The organism is Pseudoxanthomonas sp. G3, assembly GCF_057654715.1.
Genome location: NZ_CM172805.1, coordinates 2422598 through 2437630, shown reverse-complemented (window position 1 = coordinate 2437630; position 15033 = coordinate 2422598). Strand labels below are relative to the sequence as shown.

Below are 15033 nucleotides of genomic sequence, written 5' to 3'. Positions count from 1 at the left end.
GCGCCCCGACGAATTCGGGCGGTTAGCTCAGCGGTAGAGCACTGCTTTCACACGGCAGGGGTCACAAGTTCGAAACTTGTACCGCCCACCAGTTCCAGCGAAAAGCCCGGCCCCGGCCGGGCTTTTTCGTGTCCGGCGCCCGCCGTCCAAGCCTGCACCACCGGCGAATCCCTCAGTCCTCGCGAGCTGGCCGCAGCGGACCCCATAAGTGCTTGTTTCTCGGGCTGAAACGGTCGGTCTGGCACGTCCGTTGTGATACACTCGGCAGGTTGCAGAACCCGCCGGAATCCCCGCCTGTCGCTGCCTCGCTGGCCCACGCCGGCTAGGCGCGTTTTGGCCCGGATTCAGGCCCGAGACAACCAAAGAAGCACGGAACCCGAATGGCCGAGACCGCCAAGGAAATCATCCCCGTCAACCTCGAAGACGAGATGCGCCGCAGCTATCTCGATTACGCGATGAGCGTGATCGTGGGGCGCGCGCTCCCGGATGTCCGCGATGGCCTGAAGCCCGTCCACCGGCGCGTCCTGTTCGCGATGAACGAACTGGGCAACCACGCCAACAAGCCGCACGTGAAGTCCGCCCGCATCGTCGGTGACGTGATCGGTAAGTACCACCCGCACGGCGACCAGTCGGTCTACGACACGCTGGTGCGCATGGCGCAGCCGTTCTCGCTGCGCTACATGCTGGTCGATGGCCAGGGCAACTTCGGCTCGGTCGACGGCGACGCCGCGGCGGCCATGCGTTACACCGAAGCGCGCATGGCGCGGCTCACCCATGAGCTGCTGGCCGACATCGACAAGGAAACCGTCGATTTCCAGCCCAACTATGACGAGAAGGAACAGGAGCCGACGGTCCTGCCGACGCGCTTCCCGAACCTGCTGGTTAACGGTTCGGCCGGCATCGCGGTGGGCATGGCCACCAACATCCCGCCGCACAACCTATCGGAAGTGGTCAACGGCCTGATCGCGCTGATCGACAATCCGGAACTGGATGTCGACGGGCTGATGCAGTACATCCCCGGACCGGATTTCCCCACCGGCGGCATCATCAACGGCACCGCCGGCATCATCGCCGGCTATCGCACCGGCCGCGGACGCGTGCGCATGCGCGCCAAGGCCGACATCGAGGTCAACGACGACAACGGCCGCGAGTCGATCATCGTCACCGAGATCCCGTACCAGGTGAACAAGGCGCGGCTGATCGAGAAGATCGCCGAGCTGGTGAAGGAGAAGAAGCTCGAGGGCATCAGCGAGCTGCGTGACGAGTCCGACAAGGACGGCATGCGCATCTACATCGAGGTCAAGCGCGGCGAATCGGCCGAGGTGGTCCTCAACAACCTGTACCTGCAGACGCCGATGGAGTCGGTGTTCGGCATCAACATGGTCGCGCTGGTCGACGGTCGCCCGCAGCTGCTGAACCTGAAGCAGATGCTGGAAGCGTTCGTGCGCCACCGCCGCGAAGTGGTCACCCGCCGGACCATCTTCGAACTGCGCAAGGCGCGCAACCGCGCCCACATCCTCGAAGGCCTGACGGTCGCGCTCGCGAACATCGACGAGATGATCGAGCTGATCAAGACCTCGGCCAATCCCCAGGAAGCGCGCGAGCGCATGCTGGCCAAGACGTGGGAACCGGGCCTGGTGGGTTCGCTGCTCGCCGCCGCTGGCGCCGAGGCCTCGCGGCCGGAAGATCTGCCGGCCGCGATCGGGTTCGTCGACGGCCGCTACCAGCTCAGCGAGGCCCAGGCCACGCAGATCCTGGAAATGCGCCTGCACCGCCTGACCGGCCTGGAGCAGGAAAAGCTCACCGAGGAATACCGCCAGCTGCTGGACACCATCGCCGGCCTGATCCGCATCCTCGAGAATCCGGACGAGCTGCTGCAGGTGATCCGCGACGAACTGCTGAACGTCAAGGCCGAGTTCGGCGACGAGCGCCGCAGCGAGATCCGCCACAGCGAAGAAGACCTGGACATCCTGGACCTGATCGCGCCGGAAGACATGGTGGTCACGCTGTCGCATGCGGGCTACGCCAAGCGCCAGCCGGCCAGCGCCTACCGCGCGCAGAAGCGTGGTGGCCGCGGCCGCAGCGCGGCGGCGACCAAGGAAGAGGATTTCATCGACCAGCTGTGGCTGGTCAACACGCACGACACGCTGCTGACCTTCACCAGCAGCGGCAAGGTGTTCTGGCTGCCGGTCTACCAGCTGCCGGAGGCCGGCTCCAATGCGCGCGGCCGTCCGATCATCAACTGGATCCCGCTGGAACCCGGCGAGAAGGTCCAGGCCGTGGTGCCGGTGCGCGACTACGAGGAAGGCAAGTTCGTCTTCTTCGCAACGAAGAACGGCACGGTGAAGAAGACCCCGCTGACCGAGTTCGCGTTCAAGCTGGCGCGCGGCAAGATCGCCATCAACCTGGATGAGGGCGATGCCTTGGTCGGCGTGGCGCTGACCGATGGCGAGCGCGACATCATGCTGTTCGCCTCCAACGGGCGTGCCGTGCGGTTCTCTGAGTCGCTGGTGCGTGCCATGGGCCGTACCGCCACCGGCGTGCGCGGCATGCGGCTGGCGGAAGGCGCCGATGCGGAGGGCGAGGGTGAGCAGGACGAGGGCGAAGCGGCCGACGGCGAAGGCGGCACGACGATCGCCGAGGCCGGGTCCGAAGTGGTCAGCCTGGTCGTCATCGATGGCGATGGCGACATCCTGACCGCCAGCGAACGCGGCTACGGCAAGCGCACCCCGGTGATCGACTATCCGCGCAAGGGGCGCGGCACCCGCGGCGTGATTGCGTTGAAGACGACGGAGCGCAACGGCCGCCTGGTCGGCGCCATCCAGCTGTCCGACCACCACGAGGTCCTGCTGATCTCCGACGGCGGCACCCTGGTGCGCACGCGCGCGGCGGAAATTTCGCAGGTGGGGCGCAACACCCAGGGCGTCACCCTGATCCGCCTGTCCGACGGCGAGACCCTGCAGGCGGTGGAACGCCTGGACGCCTCGCTGGATGAGGACGATAGCGCCGAAGGCGGCATCGCGGCCACTCCGGCGGCGACCGACGCCAGCGACACCGCGCCGGAGGCCTGACCGGCGTACGAGGCGTGCGGGCGTTGACCCCGCCGCCTCGATCCCTGCGTTCTATACTGCCGACACGACCACGGCAGGGAATGGCACATGGGATCGGTACATCGGAACGGGACGAACGCGCGTAGCCGTTGGGTGCGCGCGTTTTTTATTGTATGCCTGGTCGCAACGGCACTGGCGGGCTGCAAGCGCAACGAGACCGGCCAATTGCCGGAGGCCAGCGGCGATCCGATCAAGGCCGAGGCGGCGAAGGTCGAGGGTTTCGCCCTTGTCGGCGCGTATCCAGACCAGCACGACGGCGATCTCGCCATCGCGCTGGAGTTCAGTCGTCCCTTGGTGAGTTCCCAGGCATTCGACGATCTGCTGGTGGTGAAGGGCGCCAACGGCGCCGTGGTGAAGGGCAGCTGGGTGCTGGACGACAAGGGCCTGATCCTGCGCTTCCCGTCAGTCGAAGCGGCGAAGGATTACGAGATCACGCTGAAGGCTGGCTTGTCGGCGGCCGACGGCACGCGCCTGGGCAAGGACGATACGCGCAAGGTGCATACCGGCGAACTGGATCCCGCCGTGGGGTTCGCTTCGCAAGGCAGTGTGCTGCCCGCGCGCGAGAGCCGGGGCCTGCCGGTGGTATCGATCAACGTGCCGGAAGTGGACGTGGAGTTCCTGCGCGTCAGCGAGAAGCAGTTGCCGAAATTCTTCGCCGAGTACCAGCGCGGCGGCCGCCGTGGCAGCTGGGACCTGGACAGCGACTACGGCGACAGCACACCCATCGGCGACCTTGCCGAGCCCGTCTATCTCAACCGGTTCGTGCTGGGCGGCAAGCCGAACGAACGCGTGCTGACCTACCTGCCGATCCAGGACATCCGCGAACTGCAGGATCCGGGCCTGTACTTCGCCGTGATGAAGCGCACCGGCAAGTTCGCGGGCGAGTTCGAGACGGCCTTTTTCACCGTCAGCGATATCGGCCTGCATACGCGTGCGTACAAGGACACCGTGTTCGTGCACACCGCGTCGCTGCAGGACGGCGCTGCGATCGGCAGCGTCGAGCTGAAGGTACTGGATGCGCGCGGCGAGGCCGTGCTCGCCGGCAAGACCGATGGCAACGGCAACGCCTTGCTGAAGTACACGCTCGATGCCGGCCACGTGCTGGTCGCCACGCGCGGCAAGGACGTGTCCATGCTGCCGTTCAACCAGCCGGCGCTGGACCTGTCCGAATTCGCCGTCGCGGGGCGCGAGCAGGCCTGGTTCGACGTGTTCGCCTGGTCGGGTCGCGACCTGTACCGCCCCGGCGAAACCGTGCGCATCTCGGCGCTGCTGCGCGACAACGACGGCAAGCCCGTGCCTGCGCCTAAGTCGGGCGCGGGGCAGCCGATCTTCCTGCGACTGAAGCAGCCGGACGGCAAGGTGTTCCGCGAGACACGCCTGCAGCCGGGGACGCAGGGGTATTTCAGCTTCGAGCAGACGATTCCAGTCGAAGCGCCCACCGGGCGCTGGCTGGTCGAGTTCCGCACCGATCCTGCCAGCAAGGAAGCGGTGCAGGGCATGGCCCTGCGCATCGAAGAGTTCCTGCCCGAACGCATGAAGCTGGACCTCGACGCGGGTCAGGCGGTGCTGAAGCCCGGCGAGCCCTTGAAGCTCAAGGCCACGGCGGCGTATCTCTACGGCGCGCCGGCCAGCGGCAACCGCTTCACCGCCAAGTTGGCCGTGGCGGTGGAGCAGCATCCGTTGGAGCAATTGCCCGGCTACTTCTTCGGTGACCCGACGCTGGAGTTGCCGAAGGAAGCCAAGGACGTTATCGACACTACGTTGCCGGAGAACGGCGTGCTGCAGGAGGACATCGCACTGCCCGCCGAGGCCAAACCGCGCAGCACCATCGCCGCCATCGTGTCCGGCAGCGTCTACGAAACCGGCGGCCGCACAGTGAACCGCACGCTCAAGCGCGTGATGTGGCCGGCGGGCGCACTGGTGGGTGTGCGTCCGCTGTTCGACGACAAGGACGGCGCCGATGCCAACGCCAACGCGGCGTTCGAACTGGTGCGCGTGGACGCCGCCGGCAAGCCGCAGCCGGCGAAGGGGTTGAAGGCCACGCTGGTGCGCGAACTGCGCGATTACCACTGGAACTACGACGAAGACGGCGGCTGGGATTACGACTTCACCCGCCGCTTCGAGAACAAGGACACCCGCACGCTCGATATCGGCGCGGGTGCGGCGAAGATCGACTTCCCGGTGGAGTGGGGCGAGTACCGGCTGGATGTGTTCGACCCGGCCACCGGCCTGACCACGCGCTATCCATTCCGCGCCGGCTGGAGCTGGGACGACCAGAATCGCGGGCTGGATGCACGCCCCGACAAGGTCAAGCTGGCCCTGGACAAGACCGGCTACAAGGCCGGCGACACGCTGAAGGTCACGGTGACGCCGCCCCACGCAGGCAAGGGCCTGCTGATGGTGGAAGCCGATCGCATGCTGTACGTGCAGGCGATCGAAGCCAAGCCGGGCAGTACGTTCTCGATCCCGGTGACGAAGGAGTGGGAGCGGCACGACGTTTACGTCACCGCCCTCGTGTTCCGCGGCGGGTCGGCGCCCAGCAAGATCACCCCGGCGCGCGCCGTGGGCGTGGCGCACGTGCCGATGGATCGTCGCGACCGTCGCGTCGCGGTCGGCCTGTCGGTACCGAAACAGATGCGGCCTGAGCAGGATCTGCGGGCCAGCGTCAGCGTGCCGGAACTCGCTGGCCAGACCGCACACGTCACCGTGTCCGCGGTGGACGTGGGCATCCTCAACATCACGCGGTTCCCGGTGCCGGACGCCAACGCGCAGTTCTTCGCGCAGCGGCGCCTGGGTGTGGACGCCTATGACATCTACGGGCGCGTGATCGAGAGCTTCGAGGGCGGGAGCGCGAAGATCCGCTTTGGTGGCGACATGGCCTTGTCGGCGTTGCCGCAGGCGAAGCGTCCGACCGCACGGGTGCAGACGGTCGACCTGTTCTCCGGACCGGTGAAGCTGGACGGCAAGGGCAATGCGCGGATCGCGTTGAGGGTGCCCGACTTCAATGGCACGCTGCGCGTGTCGGCCCTGGTGTATTCGGACACGCGCTATGGCAACCGCGATCGCGAGACCGTGGTGCGCGCGCCGATCGTGGCCGAAGCCAGCCTGCCGCGCGTGCTCGCGCCCGGCGACAAGAGCACGGTGACGCTCGACGTGCAGAACTTCACCGGCAGGACCGGCGCGTTCAAGGTGCAGGTCAATGGCGAAGGCCCGCTCAACATCGCCGAGGGCAGCCGTACCGCCGACCTGGCCGTGGACGCCAAGCGCACGCTGACCTTCCCGATCACGGCAGGCGAGGGCTACACCACCGCGCAGGTGCGGGTCCGCGTGGAGGGCAACGGCTTCAAGGTGGATCGCCGCTACGACGTGCCCGTGCGCGCGGGCTGGCCGGCGGTGCTGCGTTCCCGCACCCAGGTGCTGGACAGCCTGGCGCCGGTGGAAATGGGCGCTGGCTTCGCCGACGGGCTGATGCCGGGCTCGGTGACCGCACGCATGACGGTCAGTGCGCTGCCGCCGATCCCGTTCGCCAGTGCGCTGAAGGGGGCGTTGGAGTATCCGTACGGATGCGCCGAACAGACGACCAGCAAGGGGTATGCGGCGCTGGAGCTCGACGACGCGACGGCGAAGTTGCTCGGCATCGACGGCCTGGAGGCGAAGAAGCGGCGCGAACGCATGGAAGGTGCTTTCGGACGGCTCGCGTCGATGCAGGTGGCCAACGGCCACTTCTCGATGTGGGGCAACGACGATTACGTCAATCCGGGACTGACGCCTTACATCGCCGAATTCCTGCTGGACGCGCGCGAGGGCGGGTTCGCCGTGCCAGAGACCGTGCTGCAGAAGGCACTGACGCGCCTCAACGAGGACCTGCTGGCCGGTGGCGCGCAGTTCTATGGCTACGATCGGCGCGACCACCTCAAGTTCGCCAACCAGGCCTATGCCGGCTACGTGCTCGCGCGGGTCAACCGTGCGCCGCTGGGGACGCTGCGCGCGCTGTACGACAACGAGCGCGGCAAGACGCTGACCGGCCTGCCGCTGGTGCACCTGGGCATCGCGCTGTCGCTGCAGGGCGACCGCAACCGCGGCGCGAAGGCGATCGCGGAAGGCTTCGCCAAGACCGGTGACCGCCCCGAGTACCTCGGCGATTACGGCACCAAGCTGCGTGACGATGCATTGATGATCGCCCTGGTGCACGAGCGCAAGCTGGCCAAGCCCGAGTACGACCGCCGCACGATCTCGCTGGGTCGCGAACTGGATGCGCGCCGCAACAGCGGGTGGATGTGGCTGAGCACGCAGGAGCAGGTCGCGTTGGCGCGCCTGGGCAAGGCGCTGATGGTGGACCAGAAGAAGCTGGTGTCCGGTCAGTGGAGCATCGGCGGCGACGCCGAGGCGGTGGCGCCGGTGCGCCTGTTCGGCCGCAGCGTCGACCACGCCACGCTCGCCCGCGGCGTGCGTTTCGTGCCTGAGGGCTCGCCGCCGTTGTATGCCTCGCTGGACGTGGCCGGCATACCACGCAGCGCGCCCGCCCCGGACAACCGCCAGATCGGCATCGAACGCCGCTACTACACGACCGATGGCCAGGAGTGGAAGGGCGGCACGCTGAGGGAAGGCGAGGCGCTGATCGTGCGCGTAGGCATCACCGCGAACGTGGCGATGCCGGATGCACTGTTCACCGATCTGCTACCGGCCGGCCTGGAGATCGAGAACTTCAACCTGGGCGACGCCAAGCAGTGGACCGAGGTGGTGGTGGACGGCATCGCCATCAGCGACCGCGGCAGCGCCGCCGACGTCAAGCACGAAGAGTTCCGCGACGACCGTTACGTAGCGGCGCTGAAGCTGGACCGCGGCGATACCGCGAAGCTGTTCTACCTGGTGCGTGCGGTGACGCCGGGCACGTACACGGTGCCGCCGTCGCTGGTGGAAGACATGTACCGTCCGGATATCCGCGGTGTCGGCAAGGCCTCGCCGGCGACGATTACGGTGGTGCAGCCTTAGCGCTGGGAACGAGTGGAGAGCAACGAGGAACGAGCGCTGCAGGTGGCGAGCGGGCGGGAAATCCACGCGCTCGCCATCACTCGTTTGTCGTTTCTCGCCCTGTTGCGCTGGGCTACCATCGCCGCGCTCGTCGCGCTCCTGTGCCTCGATTTCGCTTTCCCGCCCCCACTGCCGAAAACCCGCGACACGAGCACGCTGGTCACCGCCCGCGACGGCACGCCGTTGCGCGCCTTCGCCGACCGCGACGGCGTCTGGCGTTATCCCGCGACGCCCGAAACGGTATCGCCGCTCTACCTGCAGGCGCTGCTGAACTACGAGGACCGGTGGTTCTGGCGGCATCCCGGCGTCAATCCATGGGCCCTGGCGCGAGCCGCCGGGCAGTTCGTCCGGCACGGGCGCGTGGTCTCGGGCGGCTCGACGCTGACGATGCAGGTCGCACGCATGCTGGACCGGCATTCGCGCACGCCGTGGGGCAAGGCCAAGCAGATGTTGCGGGCGGTGCAGCTGGAGGCGCATCTGTCCAAGCGCGAGATCCTCACGCTGTACCTGGAGCGTGCGCCGTTCGGCGGCACCATCGAGGGCGTGGAGGCGGCCAGCTGGGCGTATCTCGGCAAACCGGCCTCGCGCTTGTCGCATGCGGAAGCCGCGTTGCTCGCGGTGCTGCCGCAGTCGCCCAGCCGCCTGCGCCCGGATCGTCACCCCGATGCGGCGCGCGTGGCGCGCGACAAGGTCCTGCAGCGGATGGTGGACCTCGATGTCTGGTCGTCGGCGGAGGTGGAGGATGCGCGCATCGAGCCGGTGGTCGCGCGGGCGCTGCAACCGCCGCTGCAGGCGGCGCTGCTCGCCGAGCGCTTGCGTCGCGCGCACCCGCACGTGGCGCAGATCGCGTCCACACTCGATGCCGGACTCCAGCGGACCTTGGAAGAACGCCTGCAGAGTTACTTCTCGACGCTGCCGCCGCGCACCTCGGCCGCGTTGCTCGTGGTCGACAACGCCACGATGGAAGCGCGCGCCTATGTGGGTTCGGTGGCTTTCGGCGACCGCGAGCGGCTCGGCCACGTCGACATGGTGCAGGCGTGGCGCTCGCCAGGGTCGACGCTGAAGCCGTTCCTGTACGGGCTGGCGCTGGACGATGGCCTGATCCATTCCGAAAGCCTGCTGGTCGACGCGCCGCAGGCGTTCCATGGCTACCGCCCCGGCAACTTCGATGCCGCGTTCAACGGGCCGGTCAGCGCCGCCGATGCCTTGCGCCTGTCCCTCAACGTGCCGGCGGTGGACCTCCTGGACCGCGTCGGGCCGGAGCGCTTCTCCGCGCGCCTGGCGAACAATGGCCTGGTGCTGAGGTATCCGCGTGGGGCCAAGCCGAACCTGTCGCTGATCCTCGGCGGCACCGGCGCGCGTCTGGAGGATCTCGTCGGCGCGCACGCGGCGCTGAATCGGGACGGCTTGTCGGGGCGGGTGCGTTATACCACGCAGGATCCGCAGGCGGACCGTCGGCTGCTGTCGCCGGGTGCGGCGTGGATCATCCGCGAAGTCCTCGAGGCGCATCCCCGTCCCGGGTATGGCGGCGGCGTGCTCGACACCGGGCTGCGGCCCCGCGTGGCGTGGAAGACCGGCACCAGCTATGGCTTCCGCGATGCCTGGGCGCTGGGCGGGACGCGCCGCTACACTGTCGGTGTGTGGGTGGGGCGTCCTGATGGCACGCCGCTGCCGGGCCAGTACGGCGCCGTCACCGCGCTGCCATTGATGTTCGAAGTGATCGACAGCCTGCCGCGCGCACGCGCCGATGCCGAGCCGCGTGCGCGTCCGTCCGACGTCGCCGCGACCGAAATCTGCTGGCCTCTGGGATTGCCGCCCGAGCCCGAGGCGCCAGCGCTCTGCCAGCGCAAGCGCGACGCGTGGATCTTGGGTGGCAACGTGCCGCCGACCTTCGCCGAGCGCGACGCGCGCCTGTGGAGCGTAGGGCGTGAGCGTTTCGAGATCGATGCACGCAGCGGCCTGCGCCTGTCGGGCGAGTGCACGCGTCCGCACGAGGCGCGCAGCGCCGACATCGCGCGGTGGCCGGCGTTGGCCTCGCCGTGGCTGCCGGCGCAGACCCGCGCCGCGTCGCGACTGCCGGCGCTATCGCCGGATTGCCAGCCCGACGGTCGCGAGGCCATCGAGGAGCTGCGCATCGAAGGCCTCAACGACCGCGCCATGCTGGCGCGTGCGCCGGGCAGTCCGCACGGCGTGCGGTTGCAGTTGCGCGGCCTTGGCACCGACGCCCGCATCCAGTGGCTGCTGGACGGCCGATGGATCGCCGAGACGCGCGGTTTGCAGGCGTTCCAGCGCGATTTCGACGAGCCCGGCGAGCATCAGCTCACCGCGCTCGCTGACAGCGGGGCGTGGACGCGCGTCCGGTTCAACGTGCTGCGCTAGCCCTCGGACGCATCGCCAGCGCGGCGGGGCGGAAGCTCAGCCCAGCTGTTCCAGCATGTGCTCCGCGCCGGACACCTTGTATTCGCCGGGCGCTTCGACGAAGACGTGCTTCACCACGCCGTCTTCGGCGTACAGCGAGAAACGCTTGGCGCGGATGCCCATGCCGTAGGCGCTGGCGTCCATCTCCAGGCCCAGCGCCTTGGCGAGGTCGGCGTTGCCGTCGGCGAGCATCTGCAGGCCGTCCGGCACGTGCTGGGTCTTGCCCCAGGCCTGCATGACGAAGGGGTCGTTCACGGAGACGCAGAACACTTCGATGCCGCGCTTGCGGAACTCCTCGAAGTGCTGCACGTAGCTGGGCAGGTGCTTCTCCGAACAGGTCGGGGTGAACGCGCCGGGCACGGCGAACAGCACCGCCTTGCGGCCATCGAACAGGGTGACGGTATCCACCGTCTCCACGCCCTCGCGGATGCGCTTGAGGGTCACTTCGGGAATGCGCTCGCCAACCTGGATGCTCATGGGACTGCCTTTGTATGGATGAAAACTGAATGCAGTGTAGCGCGCACCGGAGGCACCTCCGTGACGGTCTTGAAACCGGGAGCCGCGTGCCTACTTTCCGGGACATGGGCGGCCGGGATGCCGGCGCCACTTTCCCGAGGAGACATCGACATGAGCATCGTGCAGTACAACCCCTGGGGCAACGCGCGTGGCCTGCAGGACGAGATCAAGCAGGTCTTCGACCGCTTCCTGGGCGAAGCCGACGCCGACCAGTCCAACGTGGTGACCAGCCAGTGGGCCCCGCGCGTGGACATCCGCGAGGACGCCGACCGGTTCGTCATCCTGGCCGACATTCCCGGCGTGGACCCCAAGGACATCGAAATCCACATGGACAAGGGCATTCTCAGTCTGCGTGGCGAACGCGCCGCGGAGAAGAAAGAGGAAGGGACGCGGTTCTCACGCGTCGAGCGCGTATCCGGCACGTTCTATCGCCGGTTCTCGCTGCCCGACAGCGCCAACCCGGACGGCATCACCGCCACCGGCAAGCATGGCGTGCTGCAGATCGACATCCCGAAGAAGCCCGAGACCACGCCGCGCCGCATCCAGGTGCAGTGAGTCCCCGGCCCGTCGCCTGCACGGCGGGCTTGCGGGCGGAGCGATAGAATCGGCCCGTGGCGCCCGCGTCGCGGGCCGATTCTTTTCCGGATGCCTGTCCTGCATGGGACGGGCATCCGCGTGATCCTGCGGAGATCCCATGCAGTTCAAGGACTATTACGCGGTGCTGGGCGTCGAGCCCTCGGCCGGCGATGCCGAGATCAAGACGGCCTACCGCCGCCTGGCCCGCAAATATCACCCGGACGTCAGCAAGGAGCCGGGGGCGGAAGAGCAGTTCAAGGCCGTCAACGAGGCCTACGAGGCGTTGCGCGACCCGCAGAAACGCGCGGCTTACGACCAGTTGCGCGCGCGCGGCTACCGTCCGGGCGAAGAGTTCCGTCCGCCGCCGGATTTCGGGCGCGGTGGACCCGGCGCGCAGGACTTCGATTTCGAGGAGATCTTCGGTGGCGCGGGCGGTGGCGGTGGTGGCTTCAGCGACTTTTTCGAAGGCCTGTTCGGCCGTCGCGGACGGGCGGAGCAGCCGGGGCCGCGAGGGCCACAGGGGCCTCGCGACTCGCGCGCCAAGCTCGCGGTGCCACTGCAGGCCGTCCACGACGGCGGCAGCGTGCGCGTCAACGTCAACGGCCGCCAGTTGGACGTGCGGGTGCCGACGGGTGTGAAGCCGGGCCAAGTGATCCGCTTGGCCGGGCAGGGCAGCCAGGGCGGCAACCTGCTGCTGGAAGTCGAGTACGCGCCGCATCCGCAGTTCGAGGTGGACGGCCGCAATATCATCCACGTGCTGTCGGTGACGCCGTGGCAGGCGGCACTGGGCGCCTCGCTCAGCGTGCCCACCCTGGGCGGCGCGGTGGAACTGAAGATCCCGCCGGATTCCGATACGGGCCGCAAGCTGCGTCTGCGTGGGCGTGGCCTGCCGGGGTCGCCGCCGGGCGACCAGATCGTCGAATTGGAAGTCACCACGCCGCGCGCGGAGACCGACGAACAACGCAAGGCGTACGCCCAGTTGGCCCAGGCCTTCGGGCAGTGATGAACGGAGAGGGTTGGCGAAAAAACCGCCAGCCCGCTTGACATGGCCGGTACGCAAGGGCGCGCGCCGGTTATCCACAGATTCGTGCAGCACTCATCCACACCCGGTGTGGACAACCTCGTCCGTGCAGCGCCCATAAAAAAACCACGCCACCCGAAGGTGGCGTGGCCGGCGACGAGGAAGTCGCTTACTTCACCTGCTTGGCGGCCGGCGCAGCCGCCGGCGCCGTCAGGCCGCGCTTCTCCAGCAGCGGCTCGATCTTCGGATCGTGGCCGGCGAAGTCGCGGAACAGCTTCATCGCATCCTGGCTGCCGCCCTGCGACAGGAGCGTCTTGCGGAAGTGGTCGCCGTTCTCGCGCTTCAGGCCGCCGTGGCTCTTGAACCATTCCACGCTGTTCGCGTCCAGCACTTCGGACCAGATGTAGGCGTAGTAGCCGGCCGAGTAGCCGCCCATGATGTGGCTGAAGTAGGGCGTCTTGTAGCGCGGCGGCACCGGTGCGTAGTTGATGCCGTCGGCGGTCAGCGCGGCGGCTTCGAACTTCATCACGCCGGCGGCGTCGGGCACCTGGTCGGCGGTGATCTGGTGCCAGCGCTGGTCCAGCATCGCGGCGCCGAGGTATTCGGTGGTGGCGAAGCCCTGGTTGAACTTGGACGCGGCGATCACCTTGTCCAGCAGCGCCTGCGGCATCGCCTCGCCGGTCTTGTAGTGCTTGGCGTAGTTGGCGAGGATCGACGGCCAATCGGCCCACATTTCGTTGACCTGCGACGGGTACTCGACGAAGTCGCGCGGCACGCTGGTGCCGCTGAAGTACGGGTACTTCACGTCCGAGAACATCCCGTGCAGGGCGTGGCCGAACTCGTGGAACGTGGTGGTCACTTCGTCCCACGTCATCAGCGTGGGTTCGCCGGCGGGCGGCTTCGGCACGTTCAGGTGGTTGGCGACCACCGGCTTGTCGCCGGTCAGGCCCGACTGCGACACGTAGGAGTTCATCCACGCGCCACCGCGTTTGGAATCGCGCGCGTACGGGTCGAAGATGAAGATCGCCAGCTGGGAACCGTCGGCGTTGAACACGTCATAGGTCCAGGTATCGGCGTGGTACTTCGGCAGGTCGGTGCGCTCCTTGAAGGTCAGGCCGTACAGCTGGGTGGCGGCGAAGAACACGCCGTTCTCCAGCACGTTCTTCATCTCGAAGTACGGCTTGAGCTGCGACTCGTCGAAGTTGTACTTCGCGGCGCGGACCTTCTCGGTGTAGAACGCCCAGTCCCACGGCGCCAGCGCGAACGTGGGCTCGCCCTTGGCCTTCTGTTCCTGGTCGATCATCGCCTGCAGGTCGGCGGCTTCGCGCTTGGCATTGGCCACGGCGGCCGGCGCCAGCTTGCCCAGCATCGCGTTGACCGCTTCGGGCGTGCGCGCGGTCTGGTCCTCCAGGCCGTAGGCGGCGTGGTTCGGATAGCCCAGCAGCTTCGCGCGGTCTGCGCGCAGCTTCATGATGCGGGAGACCAGCGCGGTAGTGTCGAACTCGCCGCCGCGGCTGCCGCGCGCGACCGAGGCCTCGTGCAGGCGCTGGCGCAGCGCACGATTGGTCAGCTGCGACTCGGGAGGCTGCCCGGTGGTGTTGAGCAGGGTCAGCACGTACTTGCCTTCCAGGCCGCGCTTCTTGGCGGCTTCGGCGGCGGTGGCGATCTGGCCTTCGGTCAGGCCATCGAGCTGCTTCACGTCGTCCACGACCACGGCCGAGGCGTTCACTTCCTTCAGCACGTTGTCGCTGAAGGTGGTGGCCAGCGAGGCCAGTTCGCCGTTCATCGTCTTCAGCGTCGCCTTGTCGGCGTCGTTGAGGTTGGCGCCCGAGCGCACGAAGCTGGTGTGGTAGCGCTCGATCAGGCGCACGCTTTCCGCGTCCAGGCCCAGGTCGTTGCGCTTGTCGAACAGCGCCTTGATGCGGGCGAACAGCTTCGGGTTGAGGCTGATGGCATCGCCGTGGGCGGCGAATTTGGCCGAGTAGTCGGCACGCAGCTTGTTGCGCGCGTCATTGGTATCGGTGCCGACCAGGTTGAAGAATACGGTGGTGGCGCGATCCAGCACCTGACCGCTCTTCTCCATCGCGATGATGGTGTTTTCGAAGGTGGGCGCAGCCGGGTTGTTGGCGATCGCATCCATTTCCTTCAGTTGCTCGGCCATGCCGGCATCGAAGGCGGGGGCGAAGTCGCTGTCCTTGATCTTGTCGAACTGCGGGTAATGCAGCGGCAGCGGGCTTTCCGCGAAGAAGGGGTTGGCGGCCTGGGTGGCCTGGGTGGCCGGCGTGGCGGCCTGGCTGTAGGCGGGCATGGCGAGTCCAAGGGTCGCGGCAAGCGCGATGGCGAGGCGGGTGGTCATGAAGC

At 67.8% G+C, this 15033-nt stretch carries 7 protein-coding genes and 1 tRNA gene; 6 read left to right on the top strand and 2 right to left on the bottom strand.

From position 1 onward, the window contains the following. Nucleotides 1–16: 16 nt before the first annotated feature. From AC23D6_RS11490 to pbpC, 4 genes are all read left to right on the top strand, one after another. Nucleotides 17–91 (top strand) — tRNA-Val (locus AC23D6_RS11490). A gap of 289 nt (nucleotides 92–380) precedes the next feature. Then, on the top strand, nucleotides 381–3071 hold the full coding sequence (gene gyrA, locus AC23D6_RS11485; RefSeq protein WP_487749399.1) for a DNA gyrase subunit A: 2691 nt from the start codon (nucleotides 381–383) through the stop codon (nucleotides 3069–3071). Nucleotides 3072–3158: 87 nt separating this feature from the next. Next, nucleotides 3159–8102 (top strand): alpha-2-macroglobulin family protein, encoded by a 4944-nt coding sequence (locus tag AC23D6_RS11480; protein WP_487749398.1) that lies wholly within the window; start codon nucleotides 3159–3161, stop codon nucleotides 8100–8102. A gap of 42 nt (nucleotides 8103–8144) precedes the next feature. Beyond that, the gene (pbpC, locus tag AC23D6_RS11475) at nucleotides 8145–10520 is read left to right on the top strand and encodes a penicillin-binding protein 1C (RefSeq protein WP_487752623.1); all 2376 of its coding nucleotides are present in this window, start codon (nucleotides 8145–8147) and stop codon (nucleotides 10518–10520) included. A 36-nt stretch (nucleotides 10521–10556) separates the two neighbouring features. Here pbpC and AC23D6_RS11470 read toward each other — a convergent pair whose 3' ends face one another. Beyond that, complete coding sequence (locus AC23D6_RS11470) at nucleotides 10557–11036, bottom strand: redoxin family protein (protein WP_487749397.1); 480 nt, start codon at nucleotides 11034–11036, stop codon at nucleotides 10557–10559. Nucleotides 11037–11186: 150 nt separating this feature from the next. Between AC23D6_RS11470 and AC23D6_RS11465 the strand changes: the two genes are divergently transcribed. Both AC23D6_RS11465 and AC23D6_RS11460 read left to right on the top strand, forming a co-directional pair. Next, the gene (locus AC23D6_RS11465; protein ID WP_487749396.1) at nucleotides 11187–11630 is read left to right on the top strand and encodes an Hsp20/alpha crystallin family protein; all 444 of its coding nucleotides are present in this window, start codon (nucleotides 11187–11189) and stop codon (nucleotides 11628–11630) included. A 139-nt stretch (nucleotides 11631–11769) separates the two neighbouring features. Then, complete coding sequence (locus AC23D6_RS11460; protein WP_487749395.1) at nucleotides 11770–12654, top strand: DnaJ C-terminal domain-containing protein; 885 nt, start codon at nucleotides 11770–11772, stop codon at nucleotides 12652–12654. Between the two features lie 187 nt (nucleotides 12655–12841). Here AC23D6_RS11460 and AC23D6_RS11455 read toward each other — a convergent pair whose 3' ends face one another. Further along, nucleotides 12842–15028 (bottom strand): M3 family metallopeptidase, encoded by a 2187-nt coding sequence (locus AC23D6_RS11455; protein WP_487749394.1) that lies wholly within the window; start codon nucleotides 15026–15028, stop codon nucleotides 12842–12844. Nucleotides 15029–15033: the final 5 nt, after the last annotated feature.